Here is a 16251-nt window from a genome sequence, read left to right on the forward strand (position 1 = left end):
ACCGCAGATCCTTCGGCTCCGCGCTGACGCGCTTCGCTCAGGATGACACTCACGGGAGAGTATTGGGGGGGAAACTCACCCGACGGCTGTCTATGTGCCGTCTATCTTGTGGATTCCTTTAAGGAAGCCGCAGCTCCGCCGGATCACGCCCCAGAAAACGGCACAGTGCCTCTACCACCAGGTTGTGATCCTCCCGCTGCGGCAGTCCCGACACCGTCACCGCCCCAATCACACCTGTATTAACAACATGCAGCGGAAAGCTGCCGCCATGCGCCGCGTAGTCGGCGTCCTCCAGCGCATACTTCTCGCGGAACGAGACATTGCTCTGCGCAAGATACAGCCCTACCTGATAGGAGCTGCGATGGAACCGCCCCACCACATTGGCCTTTCGCTGCACCCAACGGGCGTTGTCCGGCGTCGTCCCCTCAAGGGCCGCGTAGAACAGTGGTTGAATGGGCTGGCCGAAGCGGCGAATGTCGATGACAAGCGTATGCCTGCGGGCGATGGCGAGATCGCGCAGCAGCACCCCGAGATTCCACGCATCCTCATGGTTGAACTGGGGAAGGCGAAGCTCCGTCTCCTGGTGAATCACGCGGGCAAGATCTGCAGATGAGGCCATGAAGAAATCCTTTATCTTGAAGACAACACGTTTGCGTTAACAAGGATGCAACGCCTACAACTCTATCGTTGTTTGCTTTCGCTTGTCGTCCCTTTGAGGAGGCTTCATGACGTCCCTTCCGATTCGCTCGATCCGGTACGCTGCCTGCATCGCGTTCGCGCTCGTCTCTGCTGCCGCAGGCGCACAGGATCCGCTGCATGCCTGGACCGGAGGCGCCAGCCCGGCGAGGCTGGAAGCCTGGGTGAACGCCCGGCTCGCTGCAGAGAAGGCCGATATCGACAAGCTGGTCGCCGTTCATGGTGAACGCACCGTCGCCAACACCGTCCGGCCCTACGACGATGCCCTCAACGAGCTTGCGCTGGCCGGCAACGAGGCCTACCTGATGTACTCGGTCGGCGACTCCGCCCCGCTGCGCGACAAGGGACAGGAGCTTGTTGCGAAGGTCTCCTCCGCTGCCACCGACCTCAACCTGAACCAGGATGTCTATCGGGCGCTGGCCGCAGTCCCGTTGCCCACAAACGATCCAGCAACCCGCCACTACATCGAGCGCGCCCTGCTGGAGTACCGTCTCGCCGGTGTCGACAAGGACGAAGCGACCCGCGCAAAGATCCGCAAACTGCAGGACAAGATCACCGATGCCAGCCTGGTCTTCGGGCGCAACGTCGCCGACGGCAAGCTGACCGTCAAGGCTACGAGCAACGAGCTCAAGGGCCTGCCCGAGGATTACATCGCCCGCCACAAGGCCGCCGCCGATGGGACCTACACCCTGACGACCGACTCTCCCGACAGCACTCCGGTACTGAACTTCGCGGCCGACCCTGGACTGCGCATGAAGATGTACCTGGCCTACAACCAGCGCGCCTATCCTGCCAATGTTGCCGTCCTGAAGAGCGTTCTCGAGGCCCGGCAGGAGTTGGCAACCACTCTCGGCTACAAGACCTTTGCCGATCTCGCCATGGCCGACCAGATGATGGGCTCCGCCAGCAATCTCCGCAAGTTCCTCGCGGACGTCGATCAGGCCTCCAAAGGCGCATCCGACAAGGAGTACGATCTCCTGCTCGCTTTTGCAAAGCAGCAGAAGCCCGGACTCATGAACATCTCCTCCGCCGACGCCAACTACTGGTCCGAGCAGTATCGCCGCGCCAGGTACGACTTCGACGCGCAAAGCGTGCGGCCTTACTTTCCCTACGATGAGGTGCAGGCAGGAATCCTCCACACCGCCGCGAAGCTCTTCCACGTGCAGTTCCGTCCCGTTCCCGAGGCGAAGACATGGGACCCGTCCGTCTCCACCTTCGACGTCTACGACGACACTGCCAGCGATCACAAGAAGCTGGGCCGAATCTACCTCGACATGCATCCGCGCGACGGCAAGGACAAGTGGTTCTCCTCCGCGCCGGTCGTTCCCGGCATTCGCGGGCGTCAGCTTCCGGAAGGCGCCCTCATCTGCAACTTCTCCGGCGGCGTCCCCGGCGATCCCGGCCTGATGGAGTACAGCGAGGTCGTGACCTTCTTCCACGAGTTCGGCCACCTGATGCACCACATCCTCGGCGGCCAGGGCGAGTGGTCCAACGCCGGCGGCTTCAACGTCGAGGGCGATTTCGTAGAAGCACCCTCGCAGATGCTCGAGGAGATGTTCCGCGACCCCGGAATCCTGCAATCCTTCGCGAAACACTACAAGACCGGTGAGACGATACCCTCCGCTCTGATCGCGAAGATGAACGCCGCCGGAGCCTACGGACGCGGACGATGGGTGCAGGCGCAACTCTTTTACTCGACCTACTCGCTGCAGGTTCACGACCGCGCACCGGGGCAGATCAACTTCGATGACCTGCTCCGCCAGGACTCCGCGCGCTTCTCGCACTTCAGCTTCGTCGACGGCAATCGCATGTACGCCAGCTTCACGCACCTGACCGGCTACTCTTCGAACTACTACACCTATGTCCTCGATAAGGTCATCGCGGTCGACTTCTTCTCGCAGTTCGATCCCGCCCACCTGCTCGATGGCCCGACGGCGATGCGCTATCGCCGCACCGTGCTGGAACCGGGAGCAACCAAGCCCGCCACCGAGCTGGTGAAAGACTTCCTCGGGCGATCACAGAATCTGGACGCCTTGAAGGCATGGATCAACGAAGAGTTCAAGGCTACGCAAACGGCCACCGGCCAGTAGCGGGATAGGGACCTACGGGCAGGCGAGAGTGAGAGTGCTTCCCCATCGCCTGTTCTCTCTCCCCCTCTCTCTCCCCCTCCACCTCCCCCTCTCCCCTCTGAAGTGTCATCCTGAGCGAAGCCCGAAGGGCGTAGTCGAAGGATCTGCGGTTTGCTCGCCCCGGCAAAAATCCTGAAACACAGATCCTTCAACTACGCTTCGCGCGATAAACCGCAAGAAGCTCCGCTCAGGATGAAACCAGGGTGGAGAGGCGATTCCGCATCATTCCTAAATCATCACCACCCGCTACACTGAAACCATGCAGCTCCGCACAGTCCGAGCGACGCAATACGTCACCGCGCTTCGCGAAGGAGGCAGCCTCCCCGCCATCGTCGCCGCCGATGATCTCGGCCTGTACGTGCTGAAATTTCGCGGCGCAGGACAGGGCCCGCTCGCTCTCGTTGCAGAACTCGTCGCCGGCGAGATCGGCCGCGAGCTTGGTCTCAACGTGCCTGAGCTTGTCTTCATCGAGATCGACGCCGCGCTCGGACGCAACGAGCCCGATCAGGAGATCCGCGAGCTTCTCAAGGCCAGCATCGGCCTCAATCTCGCGCTTGACTATCTCCCCGGCTCCACCATGTTCGACCCCGCCGCAGGCGACATCGCTGATGCTCAAACGGCTTCGATGGCCGTATGGTTCGATGCTTTCACGATGAACGTCGACCGCACGCCGCGCAACGCCAACCTGCTCTGCTGGCACCGTGAGTTGTACTTCATCGACCACGGCGCCGCCATCTACGTGCACCACGACTGGGAATCGATGCTCGACCGCGCCGAGTCGCCCTTTCGCGAGTCGCGCAATCACATTCTGCTGCCATGGGCCTCGGCCCTGGCCGAGGCAGAGGAGCGTGCCAGGCTTCTTCTTACACCGGAGAAGATCGCAGCCATCCTCGATGCGATTCCCGACAAATGGCTGCTGCGCGATCACGAAAGCATCAGTGCCGCTCAAAAACGTGAGGTCTACGCCGACTTCTTCGCGCGACGACTCAAAGCATCCGCGATCTTTCGAGAGGAGGCCGAACGTGCCCGTGCCCAGCTCCTTTGATTACGCCATCGTTCGCGTCGTCCCTCGCGTCGAGCGCGGCGAGTTCATCAACGCCGGCGTCATCGTCTTCTGCCTCGAACACAAATTTCTCGAAGCCCGCGTCAGGATCGACGAAGCCCGTCTGAAAGCTCTCTGGCCCGCCATCGATCTCGAGCTCGTCCGCCGCCACCTCGAAGCCATTCCGCGCGTCGCCGCCGGTGATCCCACCGCCGGCCCCATCGCGCAGCTCTCCCAACGCGAGCGTTTCCACTGGCTCGTCTCGCCACGCAGCACCATCATCCAGGTTTCGCCCGTCCACACCGGCCTCTGCGAAGAACGCCCTGAAGGCATGCTCGGAGAGCTGGCAAGCCGTTTGCTGGATTGAGTCCTTTCAATGGAATCCCACGGGAGCCGTCCCCCAACAAAGTGTCATCCCGACCGAAGGCGCAGCCGAAGCGGAGGGATCCGCTTCTCCACGCACACTCCAGCAGGATTGAAATTGCCTCCACGAGATTCCACGTAAGTTCCCCATCGGATTCCCTGTAAGTGGGATACGCGCACACTTACAACAGGCATAAAGTCTTCCTATTACACGTTCTCTCCGGCACCAGGACCGGAACCGGCATCGCTCATCCATCCCCTCTCCCAGGTCAGAAGGCTGCGAGCCTCACAATCCCTCTCAGGAACAAGGACCTGGTCCCCAGCATGGCAACAACCTCTTCCACCTCAGGCACAAGCATCCGGCTCATTCTTCTGGCAGCCGTGGGATGCATCCTGTTCACTGCCGGAGGTTGCTTCTTCCTCTTTCGCAATACCCAGAGCCTTGCCTCAGCCGGCAAATGGGTCCAGCATACCCAGGAAGTTCAGCTTGCCCTGCAGAGCTCATCCTCCCTGGTGCAGCGAATCGAGCTCGAAGGCCGTCTCTATCGTCTTTCCCAGGATGAAGACCAGCTGGAAACCAGCCGTCAGCTCGCCGTTCAGCTTCACACCAGCGTCAGTCACCTTAAGAGCCTCATCGCCGATAACCCCCACCAGGCTCCTAATCTCGAGGCTCTGGACATCTGTTCCGTAACGCTCATCAAAGCTCTCGCCAATCCCCATCCTGAAGCGGAATCTGTCAATGCTCAGCTCTTACGCTGCCGTCATGTTCTTTCCCTCATGTCCAACGAGGAGAGGGAGATCCTGCTGAATCGCAGCGAAGCTACCCGCCAGCGATCTCAGATCTCTGTGGTGACCGAGATCATGATCGGCCTGATCTGTTTTCTCCTGCTCTGCACCCTCTTTGGCATCCTCCTGCGCGATGCAATCCTGCGCAATCGAGTCGCAATGGCGTCCGAAGAGACCAACCGCGAGCTCAACCAGAGTCTGCAGACCCTTCAGGATTACGCCCGCGATTCTCAGATCCTCGCCATCGCCCGCGACGACCTGCAACTCTGCACCGACGAAAAGCAGGTCCATCAATCCGCCGCCTCACGCTTCTCCGAGCTGCTCCCAGGCTCCAACGGCTCCATCTGCATGATCAACAGCTCTCGCAACATGGTTGAAGCCATGGCAAGCTGGAGCGCCAATCAGGCCCCTCCGCTGGTCGCAGAGATCTTTCCTCCCGATACCTGCTGCGGCCTTCGCAGTGGACACCTTCGCTGGTACAGCCCTTCGGCCTCGCAGATCCACTGCAACCACTTCATCGGCGAAACTCCGGAGCGTTATCTCTGCCTCCCCCTCGCCGCCCACGGCCAGACCATTGGAGTCATCTTTATCGAGTCTCCCGATGAGGCCGTCCAGAAGATGGTGGAGAGCCGCATGGCAGGCGTGCAGCAGCTCCTCCAGCTCACCGCGATGGCGCTCGCTTCGCTCCAGATGCGTCAGAAGCTCGAGCACCAGTCTGCCCGCGACGGCCTGACCAACCTCTTCAACCGTCACTTCCTTGAGATTGCCCTCGAACGCGAGCTTGCACGCGCCGTCCGCCGCAAGAGTACGCTGGCCGTCCTCATGATCGACGTCGACCACTTCAAGCGGCTCAACGACCAGTTCGGCCATGCAGCTGGAGACGCCGTCCTCAAGGAGGTCGCCCGTGTCTTCCTCGATAAGACAAGAACCGAGGACCTCGCCTGCCGCTACGGCGGCGAAGAGTTCACCATCATCCTTCCGGACATCACGCCCGAGAACGCCTGGCAGCGCGCAGAGGTCATCCGCCAGGCCGTCGCCGACCTGCGAACCCATGCCGACAACATTCTCTACAACAGCGTGACCATCTCCGTTGGAGTCGCCATCTTCCCCCATGACGGAAGCTCCTCGGAGCTTCTCCTGCGCCACGCCGACGCTGCCCTCTATCGGGCCAAACACGAGGGCCGCAATCGCGTCGTGATGAATCTCAACGATTCCCAGGCGCAGGCATCGCCGGAAGACCTCTCCCTGTCGATCGGTTAGCAACACGCTGAAGAAGCGTCACTCTGATCTCGGGAGGAGTGTCATCCTGAGCGGAGTTTGCTGCGTTTTTGCGGCAAACGGAGCCGAAGGATCGACCGAAGGTTCAAAGGTCGCACGGCTCTCCTCGACTCCTACTTCTTCCCCGCAACTCCCGGCCGCAGGTCCTGCGAGTTCTGCTTCAGATACTTCGCCAGATCTTCATACTGATTGGTCGCGATAAAGTTCACTCCCGCAGCAATCGCCGCCTTCCATCGCTTCTCCACGGCCTCATGTGAGCCGAAGTTATAGCTCATCCCCCAGCCCTGATCTTCTGAAGGCGCAAAGCCGTCCAGCGCATAGAACCGCACCCAGAAACCCCTCTGATGCGCATAGTCCACCAGCGCATGCAACCTCTGGTTATCAGCCGCGGTCCATTCCCCTGCCTTCGGCTCGCCGCCTTCCTCCACCTGGTACCACGTGCCGTTCCACCACCGTCGGTAGTTGGTAGGCTTCTCATTCACCAGCTCCTGCGGACTTACCGTCACGAGCCAGTGATTCGCCTGCTCCTTCGTCATCCCCTTCGGGACCGGATGCGTATGGGCCGACCCGAACAGCCGCAGCTTCCCGCCTACCGGCACATCGTCGTAAAACACCTTCTGTTGCTCGTCCGCCTCTTCCGTCACCACCAGGATCGGCTTGCGCTCCATCGGCGAAAGCTTCGCCGGATCGCTCGTCTTTACCGCCGTCGAAAGCCACTCCTCATGCTGCCCCAGCACCTTCCATACTGCCTCCAGCAAGGGCTTCTGGTTGTCCTTGAAGTCGAAGTGCAGCACCACCAGCGGCCAGCGGTCGCGATGGTTCTCGGCAATCGCCTTCTCGATCACCGGGCTTACCTGCTTGAAGAAGTAGTCCTCGAGCGTCGGCTCCTCGCCCGTCGGATGCGGCGTATGCGAGACGACAACTCTCCCTTTGCCCGTGGCCGGATCCACATACCAAGCCAGATCCTGCTCAATCGACACCGGGAACCCCGAGTTCAGCGCCCGCTCCACCCGGTCGTTCCACTTCCCCTGGTACGGATAGCAGTTGTGCGCATCCAGAATCGGCTCATTGTGATTCAGAAAGTTGAGATCCGGCCCCTGCGCCATCGCCAACGACGAAACCAGAATCACTGCCGCAACCTGCGCAATCCGCCCAACCGCCCTCAGCCTCATAACAAAACCTTCCCGCCACTCAAAAATGGACACATGACCGACCTGAACATTCAATCACGCCGCCGTCACAAATTTGCAAAATCGCCGCACGCCCTCGAAACCCTTTTTTGAGGTGTCATTCCGACCGGAGCGCTTGAGCGCGGAGTGGAGGAATCTGCTGTGTTCCCGTACTGCCACAAATTCGGTAGACATAGCAGACCTCTCCACTGCGTCTCTCACCGGTAAAGCAGCGAAAGGACTTTGGCCGAATGACACTTCTAGAGATATTCCTCATACCAGAGACAAGACGGTCTGATGACACCGCCCTGGGCGCGCCGCAATGAACAACAAGTCAACGCGCGACCAGCCCGCCTCCCTGGGCTGTAGTGATATGCGAAAGCCTTCGGCTAAGCAGAATCCCTCCAATCAGGAAGTAAATCGCGCCGAAGATGGCATACCCTCCCATATCTTTCGCATGCAGCTTCCCGCTAAGCCCGCCAAACACAAACGCGATGCCGGCTGCAGTAGATTGGGCCCCGCTCAGGATCATCGCCCATTGTCCGCCAAGCTGCTTGCGCCGGATGAGTCCCGCAACCAGCTGCAACAGGCCAGCGCCGAGAGCCCATGCACCGAAGACTGCGATCGAGTATGCAGGCTGGTGAAAGACCGTGAGCGCTATTCCCAATGCTGTCGCGATCCCCAGGACTGCATTGATGACCTGCGAAGTCCGTGCGCTCGCAGTGGGGTTCGAAGTCCTGAGATCGTAAACCGTGCAGGCAACGTCCCATAGCGGGTACAGAATCAGCAGGACAGCCGCTACCCGTGGCTGCGTTAGCGCGGTCGAAAGTACTCCAGCAGCCCAGATCACCTGGAAGACCGTTCGAACGAGATACAGATTCCGCAGGGAGCGGGCCGAATCAAAGAAATTGGTTTTCATAAGACTTCACCTATCTATCTTCTAGTTGGTAGTTTATTTCGACAAGAAAAGGAGACCAGACATCAGCCTCCACGGTTTTAGAAGTTTGCTGCAGCGATACGCTTGAGTGCTGCCGCCGTCACCGTCTGGAAGACCTCACAGTTGCCAGTCGCTCGCGCAGAAAGCATCGCACCATGCACCACCGCCATCAGCGTCTGAGCTTCCGCTGCGGCTGAATCTTCCAGGACAATGACACCCGCCCCCACACCCGCTCTCAGGGTGCGCTCCAGCCATTCACTCAATGCGCTGAAATACAGACGTACCTCGACCTGCACCTCCTCCGGCAAGGAGGGAAGCTCCGCTCCCATCAGCGCAGCAACGCAGAACGGAACCGTTCGTCCCCGGATACACCCCTCCCAGTACTGGACGTAGGCCCGAAGGCGTTTCCAGGGATCTCTGATCTGCAGGTCCAGTTGTCCGGTGCCTTCAACCAGCTTTTCGCGATGCGCCTTCAGAACGGCCGCAGCCAGTCCGGCCTTCGTCGGGAAGTGATGATGAATGCTCGGCTTCCTGATCGCGACCGCTTCGGCAATGTCGGCATAGCTGAAGGCCGAATAACCTCGTTCGATCATCAGAGCTTCTGCTGTCTTCAGAATCCGTTCTGCTGTATCTACCTGCATGCAAAGTAGACTACCAACTAGTCGGTTCGGTTGCAAAATTTAGTTCATTTTTCGTAATTCTGCAAAGAACACATGGAGAGGACGATAGTACTCATCCGAAATGCACACTGGTGATTTTGCCTGAATCGAGACCGAGAAGAGGGCTGGGAACAGGTTACTGATTTATCTAGCTCTCTAGCGGCTTACTCATAACAGTCAGCTCAGTGAACCAGTAGACACCCCCTGCCGCTGTTACTGCTTTTTGGGCTTCGAGGAGACCAATTGGCGGAACCTCTGGCGGGGTTGGCGCTTGCCTCTGCAGTTGTTCAAACACATGTGCGGCGTAGCTTGTACCATCCTGACGCGTTCCATAACGTCGGACCATTTCCGGACTGTATGCGGGAACCGGCACTCCTGGGTCGAAGCCGAGTTCACGGAAAAACTCGGAGCCATTTGCCCCCGGCACTCCAAAGATCCACGGCTCCGCCCACGATGTGGGAATTCCGCCCGCACTATTCGGCGTGAACTTTCCCAGTTCGATTCCCACACTATTCGCGTAATCCAATACAAGCGTGCTGCCGGAAGTGGAATGCAATGCGATTGTCTGGAGCATCTTCCGGACACTGCTCTCGGGCAGATACATGCAAACACCCTCCCAGATGTACAACGTCTTCTCGTCCCGCTTAAAGCCAACCCGGTGCAAACCATGCATCAAATCGTCTTTGGCGAAGTCGATCGCGCAATAAGTCAAATTCTTCGGAAGATCCTGCAAGACCTCCCGTACACGGCGCTTCTTATAGGTCTGTGTCGGCATAGCATCGACTTCAATGACCCTGCAGTGTTTCAAGAGTTCGCCAAAACGATAAGCACGAGTATCGAAGCCGGCGCCGAGAATGACCACTTGCGTCGCACCCTTCTTGACTGCCCGCTCTAACGACTCATCGATAAAGCGGGTTCGACAAAGCATCAGTCCCGCAAATAGCACAATCGCAGGGTTCTGGCTGGCTTCTCTGTAGTCCTGCGTCAGAGCTGTGCTGACCGCATGGTCGCTGATAAGGGCTAATTCAGACGGTCCAATGAGGAGATCGGCCATCGAATCCGGATTGCGGACATTCTCGTCGGGTTCGCGAGAACCAAAGGCTCGCACCGCCGCGACAAGAATGGAAGTACGGGATGGCAACTCCTCTTCAATGTTGCTTTGGGTGCCCGCAGCGATCATGAGAAAAAGTATAGCCAGATGCAACTACGCGCCGCGATGCCGAAGTGTCTAAGCCGCTCCATCCACCCAGGCATCTACCCGGACAAACTTCATCTCCGCATATCGCTCCAGCAGGCGCTCGGTCACGCGCACCGTATCCATGCGGTCGGCGCCCAGCCCGGTGTGGCCGCCGTCGTGCAGGACGAGATTCGTCCCAAAGCCGCGAATGCGATTCTGCTCCACGCCCTGCGTCGCGCGCCTCATAATTCCGTCCACGCCGATCGGGCTCCAGTCGTTGCAGATCACGTTCCACTGCACGGGAATCATCCCCAGCTCATGCACAATGCGCAGCACCGCCGGTCGGCGTGCTCCATGAGGCGCACGAAAGAACTGCACTGGGGTTCCCAGCACATCCTCAATCGCCGCGCTGGCTCCGCTCAGCTCCTCGCGGATTCTGCTTTTGCTCTGCCACGCCAGCCACGGATGCGTCATCGTGTGATTCCCCACCAGGTGACCGGCCGCGGCGATCTCACGCACCAGCCCGGGACACTGCTTCACAAATCCGCCGATCAAAAAGAAGGTCGCCTTCACATTTGCCCGTGACAGGACCTCCAGCAACTGAGGCGTCACCTTCGGATTCGGCCCATCGTCAAAAGTCAGGGCGATCTCTGTCGGATGACGAAGCGCGACCAGGGTCCTGCCAAATAACTGCGACTCCGGCGAGAGCGCAGCCCACACCACCCCCCCGGCTACTCCCGTAGCGATTCCCATCGCAGCGCCCATCCCCGCTGCCCCAAATGCGCTTCCTGTGACGACGTCCAGCAGCTTCGTATCTCCTTTGCGGGACCAATCCTCCTCTGTCCAGCCACCAGGCCATGATCTCACCAATGGAGCGTCGCCCGCCTCGTTATGGTGTTCAGCTTCAACCGCAGAGAATTTTTAAAAGAGTGTCATCCTGAGCGAAGCTTCTCGCAGCTTCATCGCGAGAAGCGCAGTCGAAGGATCTGCTGTCTGTTCGCGATACTGAGAATCCCGAACGCACTCAGCCCTCTCGAATCCGATGTGCCTGACAAAACGGAGACTCGCCTTCCGTTATCGCCCCAGGTAAGCCCTGTACTGCGTCTCCACCACGCCTGTATTCCGCGCCAGCATCAGCTTGGCCTGGTTGTACTGGTAAAGCGTCTCCACCAGCCGTGACTGCGCTGCTGCCAGCGAAGCCTGCGCCTGCACCACCGGCAGATTGTCATCGACTCCAGCGGTATAGCGATCCGTAGCGTCGTCGAGCGCCTGGGCGGCCAGCCCCACATTGCTGCGCGCCACCTTCACCTGTTCATCCGCCGCCTCGACGTCCAGCATCGCCGAGCGAATCTGCTGCTCGATCGTGACCCGCAGGCTCTGAACCTGCTGCCGCAGCCCGTTCATCTGCGCTGTGGCCACCTCGCGCTCGCCGCGAAGCTGGCCCTCCTGGAAGATCGGGAACGATAGTTTTCCCATCGCCGTAAAGACACCGTGGTAGAGCCCGTGCGTCTCGCCGATCACGCCGTAGTATCCCCCAAACGACAGCGAAGGCAGCCGCTCATACTTCACCGCCTTCAGGGTGCGGTCGGCGACCTCCACCTGCGATTCCAGGCTGCGAAGGTCCTTGCGGCGCTCAAACGCCAGCGTCATCGCCTGGTCCAGCGGAAGCGCCGCAAACTCCGCATAGGGAGCCTTGTCGGTGAGCACCAGTTCCTGCTCCGCAGGCATCCCCATCAGCCGGTTCAGCGCAATCTTGTCCTTGGCGAACGTGTTCTCGTCGTTGATCAGCGCCTGCTGCTGGGTCTGCAGCTGGACCTGCGCCCGCAGCACGTCGAGATGTGTTCCCACCCCGGCATCGTGCGAGGCCTTCGCCTGGTCGAATGCCACCTGGTCTGCCTTCAGCAGCGCGCGTGCATTGTCGATCTCCGCTGAATCGGCCAGCGCGCGCAGATATCGGGTCGCCACGTCCAGCGCCACCGTCCCGCGCTCATTCAGCATCGTCCACGAGGCCACATCGTCGGCCCGCTGCGCCGCCCGGTACAGAAAGTAGGCCGGAACGTTGAAAAGCTGCTGATTCACATTCAACTGGGCCGAGGTCACATCGACCTTAACGATTTCCGGGAACGTTCCCGTAAACCCGGGGATATGGATGGACGAAGGATTGAATCCCATCGCCGCCAGGTTGATCTCCTGGGTCGACGTGCTGGCCTGCGCGGACATGCTGGGCAGCAGGTTATTTTTGACCTGAAGGACCTGGCCGTGCACGGAGCGCTGGTTCTGAAGCTGCAGAAGAATGCGGACGTTATGCTGGAGCCCGTGCGCAATGGCGTCGTCGATGCTTAGTTCCAGCGGCTGCGAACCCGCGCGCTCCACCACCACGCCGCCCGCCAGCGTCGTTACGGGAGCTGCTTTCGCCGTAAGCTGCGGTTCAGGTGCTGTGGGAAGCTCTTCCGGCTTCGACTGCTGGGCCAGGGCAGCCGCCGCAAACCCCAGGCATGCGGCCGCAACCGGCAGAAACTTCCTTATCATCGAGAGACGCAGCTCCACTTTCTTTCAGAGATCGACCGTCAAACGTCTGTATTTCATCTGGGTTAGATTACCCCGCAGGGGGCGGGGTTGCGAAAATCGAAGGCAAAATCCGGAGCACCGTCCCGCCGTCGTCTAAAATACAAGTACAAACAAAGGCCTTATGCGTCCAAACGTCATGAACCGCATCCTTGTCGCCGCCACCCTGCTCGCTGGCCTGTGCCTTCCCGCAGCGGCCCAGTACTCCGCCCCTCCGAATACGGGCAACTCCTTTAAAGACACCTCCATGCTCAAGCCGCCAGCCGGAGCCAAGGTGGCCATCATCAAGTTTGAGGATCTCGAGTGCCCGGCCTGTGCCCACGCCTACCCCATCGTGCACGCCGCGGCCGAACGCTACCACATTCCCATCGTCCGCTACGACTTCCCTCTGCGGATGCACATCTGGAGCCGCGACGCCGCCATCACCGCCCGCTACCTCCAGGACAAAGTTTCGCCACAAGTGGCCGATGAGTTCCGTGGCGCGACGTTTGCCGCCCAGACCTCCATCGCCTCCAAGGACGATCTCGCAGCCTTCACCCGCCGGTTCTTTCAGCAACACAAGCTCAACGAGCCCTTCGTGATCGATCCCTCCGGGCGTTTCGCCGCCGAGGTTCAGGCTGACTACACGCTCGGTGAGCGCGTCGGAATCTCGCAGACCCCGACCATCTGGGTCGTGAGCCAGAAGAACTGGGTCCAGGTCACCGATGTGAATCAGCTCTATGCCACCATCGACAACATGCAGTCGCAGGTCGCCCAGAGCACTCCCGGCAAGACCGCCGCAAACTCCAAGCTGCGGCACGCCTCGACCCCGCAGCGCTAAATTCCTTCAACAGATAGAAAGCCGGAACGCCCTCGCGTTCCGGCTTTTGCAGGATGAGCACTTCGCTTCCCCAAAGAGCGTCCTCTCGACCGTAGTCCTAAGGACCTTCGCGATCAAAGTCCGTCGCGGAAGCCTTGCCTCCAGCTCGTCCATTTAGGGCTCCAGTTCAGCTCCCCTTTTGCCTTTGCGTTCGAGACTCCGCGAATGTCGTTCATCATGGCGACGGCGTGCTCCCCGATGAGCAGTTTTGCGAGCCAGTTGGGGACGTGTCTCGGCGGCGGTGCTCCCACGCACTGGGCGAGCCAGGGAATCCACTCCATGACGGGCGCGGGATCGTCATCGACGATGTTGTAGATGCCGTGCTGCGCCTGCGTGAGCGCCGCGACCGTCGCAGTGGCGGCATCGTACAGATGGATGAACGAGAAGACACCCGTACCCTGGCCGACGATGGGGATCTTGCGGTGGCGAACGTCCTCGGTCGTGGTTCCGTCTTTGGCGATGGAGCTATGCGGACCGTAAAACGGGCCGTAGCGCAGCACGACTCCGGTGAATCCTTTCTCCCGCAGCACGGTGTGTTCCAGCATCTCGATGGCATCGAGCATGGCCTTCATCTGCGGCGGCGGGGTTGGGTCCAGGTCATCTTCTTCGGTCTTGAGGGTGATTCCGCGGCGGGCGTAGGGCCATCCGGCAAAGCTCTGCGCGAGGAACCGCTCGACCCCCACGCGGACGGCCGCGCTGGCGAGGTTGCGAGTGCCTTCCGTCCGCAGGCGATTGGTCAGCTCGAAGTCGCGCTGCATGTGGCGAAGGTCGATTCGCTGCGGAATGGCGGTGAGCTGGTGAATCACCGCCTGCGGCCGGATCTCGTCGAAGCGGGCGTGGATCGCCTGTCCGTCGAAGACATCGGCGATGACGGGGGTGGCCCCAAGAGACCTCACCAGATCGCTGTGAGCAGGATTGCGGAAGAGGCCGAAGACCTCGTGCTGCTGCTCGACGAGCAGAGGAATGAGGGTTCGACCGATGGCTCCCGACGCGCCTGCCAGAAGAATTCTCATGCGCGTTATTTTTGCATGGACGGCGCCTGCGATCCATCGCGGTCGGCGCGGTGGTCGATCGAATGGCAGAAGGCATCCGGGCCGGGCCGCATGCCGGCAGCGACTTCTACAGTATTGAAACAACACACGATGGAGAGAATCGCTCTAACTGAGGAAGAGGAATCGCATGACGACAGCAGGAGATTCGTACGATCTGGAACGTTTTTTGTCCGCGCAGCAGGGAGTCTACGAGACGGCCTGCGCCGAACTCCGCGCCGGAGAGAAGCAGAGCCACTGGATGTGGTTCATCTTTCCGCAGATCCAGGGGCTGGGATCGAGCGAGATGGCGCGCCGCTACGCCATCTCCTCACTCGAGGAGGCGCACGCCTACCTGGAGCATCCCGTGCTGGGCCAGCGTTTACGCGACTGCACCAACATCCTGATGGGCCTGGAAGGACGCACTGCGGAGAAGATCTTCGGCTATCCGGACTACCTGAAATTCCACTCCAGCATGACGCTGTTTGCGCATGCGGCCACGATCTCCGAAGAAGACCTGATCTTCAGCCAGGCGCTGGACAAATATTTTGCCGGGCGGGAAGACGCGGCGACGATCCAGAGGCTCTAAGCGAGCATGGGCCCTTGTAAGAAAACGGACGCCAATGCTCGATACGACGAAGTGTGTACTCTCTGCTGCAGTTCTTGGTCTTGTGCTGAGCCTGACCAGCGGATGCGGGAAGCGTGAAGAGGCTCACGCCAATCTTCCGCCCGTCAAAGCTCCTGCGCTCAAACCGGCACCGGCCACGCCCATTCTGACCAAACGGGTGGAGTTGGGTGGCGAGACGTGGGACCCCGCATGGGACAAGATCGTCGAGCTGGCCCTGCCGCCCGCGATGCTGACGCATCAGGTTCCGCGCGACGTGCAACGTTTCTGCCCTCGCTTTTACCACCTGGACGAGGCTAACAAGCGCGCCTTCTGGGCCTACTTCTTTCAGGCGCTCGCAGGGGCCGAAGCCGGGTTGGACCCCACTACGCGGGTACGCCACACCGACCCCGAGGTCGCTGTCGTTGATAAAGTGAGCGGCCGCATGGTGCGCAGCGAAGGCCTGCTGCAGCTCACCTATGAGGACCAGCAGCGATACGGCTGCGACTTCGACTGGGGCCACGACAAAAAACTGAAGCCCGATGACCCCGACAAGACCATTCTGCAGCCGAAGAACAACCTGGAGTGCGGCGTAAAGATCCTGGAGAACCAGATCATCGATCAGCACAAGCCACTGCTTTCAGGCACAAGCTACTGGTCGACCCTGCGGCCGGGAACGATCAGCTATCGCGTCTTTGCGAAGCAGATGACCAACGTGCCGATCGCCTGCAGGAAGCAGGCAAAGGTGGCATCGCATTGATACAGGGGGAGAGAGCTTAGTCATGGTATCCACGACCCATGGAAAGCATTGGGAAGAAACTGGTTTGGCGATTGTCTGCTTTCCTCTGCCAACGGCCCCCACAACCCTCTGCCAGCGGCCCCCAAAACCAGCAAACGTGTCCTTTATCCGATCCCCCGGAGATCCCCACGCCACAGAAGGGTTAGCGAACGGCCAGAGA

The 16251-nt window shown here is 60.2% G+C and carries 15 protein-coding genes; 7 read left to right on the plus strand and 8 right to left on the minus strand.

All coding sequences use genetic code 11. The features are described 5' to 3' along the window. Nucleotides 1–118: 118 nt before the first annotated feature. Entirely contained in the window at nt 119–619 is a 501-nt protein-coding gene (locus GWR55_RS13260) for a heme-degrading domain-containing protein (RefSeq protein ID WP_162402685.1), read from the minus strand. A 106-nt stretch (nt 620–725) separates the two neighbouring features. Between GWR55_RS13260 and GWR55_RS13265 the strand changes: the two genes are divergently transcribed. From GWR55_RS13265 to GWR55_RS13280, 4 genes are all read left to right on the plus strand, one after another. Then, on the plus strand, nt 726–2786 hold the full coding sequence (locus GWR55_RS13265) for a M3 family metallopeptidase (protein WP_162402686.1): 2061 nt from the start codon (nt 726–728) through the stop codon (nt 2784–2786). A gap of 298 nt (nt 2787–3084) precedes the next feature. Next, nucleotides 3085–3870 carry a HipA family kinase gene (locus GWR55_RS13270; protein ID WP_162402687.1) on the plus strand — a complete coding sequence of 262 codons (786 nt, stop codon included), beginning with the start codon at nt 3085–3087 and terminating at the stop codon, nt 3868–3870. Further along, nucleotides 3854–4234: a DUF3037 domain-containing protein gene (locus GWR55_RS13275; protein WP_238398399.1), complete on the plus strand. Its 381-nt coding sequence runs from the start codon at nt 3854–3856 to the stop codon at nt 4232–4234. Before GWR55_RS13270 ends, GWR55_RS13275 begins: the two co-directional genes overlap by 17 nt. 320 nt (nt 4235–4554) lie before the next feature. After that, nucleotides 4555–6276: a diguanylate cyclase gene (locus GWR55_RS13280; RefSeq protein WP_162402689.1), complete on the plus strand. Its 1722-nt coding sequence runs from the start codon at nt 4555–4557 to the stop codon at nt 6274–6276. Nucleotides 6277–6407: 131 nt separating this feature from the next. On the opposite strand, the gene GWR55_RS13285 is transcribed toward GWR55_RS13280, so the two are convergent. The 6 genes from GWR55_RS13285 to GWR55_RS13310 form a co-directional block, all read right to left on the minus strand. Next, nucleotides 6408–7466: a hypothetical protein gene (locus GWR55_RS13285; protein WP_238398400.1), complete on the minus strand. Its 1059-nt coding sequence runs from the start codon at nt 7464–7466 to the stop codon at nt 6408–6410. 331 nt (nt 7467–7797) lie between these two features. Next, the gene (locus GWR55_RS13290) at nt 7798–8382 is read right to left on the minus strand and encodes a hypothetical protein (protein WP_162402690.1); all 585 of its coding nucleotides are present in this window, start codon (nt 8380–8382) and stop codon (nt 7798–7800) included. Nucleotides 8383–8459: 77 nt separating this feature from the next. Further along, nucleotides 8460–9041, minus strand: coding sequence for a TetR/AcrR family transcriptional regulator (locus GWR55_RS13295; RefSeq protein WP_162402691.1), 582 nt, complete (start codon nt 9039–9041; stop codon nt 8460–8462). A 166-nt stretch (nt 9042–9207) separates the two neighbouring features. Then, the gene (locus GWR55_RS13300; RefSeq protein ID WP_162402692.1) at nt 9208–10239 is read right to left on the minus strand and encodes an SAM-dependent methyltransferase; all 1032 of its coding nucleotides are present in this window, start codon (nt 10237–10239) and stop codon (nt 9208–9210) included. A gap of 48 nt (nt 10240–10287) precedes the next feature. Beyond that, nucleotides 10288–11103, minus strand: a complete 816-nt coding sequence (locus GWR55_RS13305; protein ID WP_238398401.1) for a polysaccharide deacetylase family protein — start codon at nt 11101–11103, stop codon at nt 10288–10290. A gap of 207 nt (nt 11104–11310) precedes the next feature. Further along, on the minus strand, nt 11311–12765 hold the full coding sequence (locus GWR55_RS13310) for a TolC family protein (RefSeq protein WP_162402693.1): 1455 nt from the start codon (nt 12763–12765) through the stop codon (nt 11311–11313). A 160-nt stretch (nt 12766–12925) separates the two neighbouring features. Between GWR55_RS13310 and GWR55_RS13315 the strand changes: the two genes are divergently transcribed. Further along, nucleotides 12926–13621, plus strand: a complete 696-nt coding sequence (locus tag GWR55_RS13315) for a thioredoxin domain-containing protein (protein WP_238398402.1) — start codon at nt 12926–12928, stop codon at nt 13619–13621. Between the two features lie 113 nt (nt 13622–13734). Here the strand turns inward: GWR55_RS13315 and GWR55_RS13320 are convergent, their stop codons facing one another. Then, nucleotides 13735–14673 (minus strand): NAD(P)-dependent oxidoreductase, encoded by a 939-nt coding sequence (locus tag GWR55_RS13320; RefSeq protein WP_162402694.1) that lies wholly within the window; start codon nt 14671–14673, stop codon nt 13735–13737. 166 nt (nt 14674–14839) lie between these two features. Here GWR55_RS13320 and GWR55_RS13325 point away from each other — a divergent pair, with 166 nt between their 5' ends. After that, nucleotides 14840–15277, plus strand: a complete 438-nt coding sequence (locus GWR55_RS13325; RefSeq protein ID WP_162402695.1) for a DUF1810 domain-containing protein — start codon at nt 14840–14842, stop codon at nt 15275–15277. A gap of 34 nt (nt 15278–15311) precedes the next feature. Beyond that, a complete protein-coding gene (locus GWR55_RS13330; protein WP_162402696.1) occupies nt 15312–16052 on the plus strand; it encodes a hypothetical protein in 741 nt (246 codons plus the stop codon). Nucleotides 16053–16251 lie beyond the last annotated feature (199 nt).

The sequence above is a fragment of the Edaphobacter sp. 12200R-103 genome (assembly GCF_010093025.1).
Lineage (GTDB): Bacteria > Acidobacteriota > Terriglobia > Terriglobales > Acidobacteriaceae > Edaphobacter.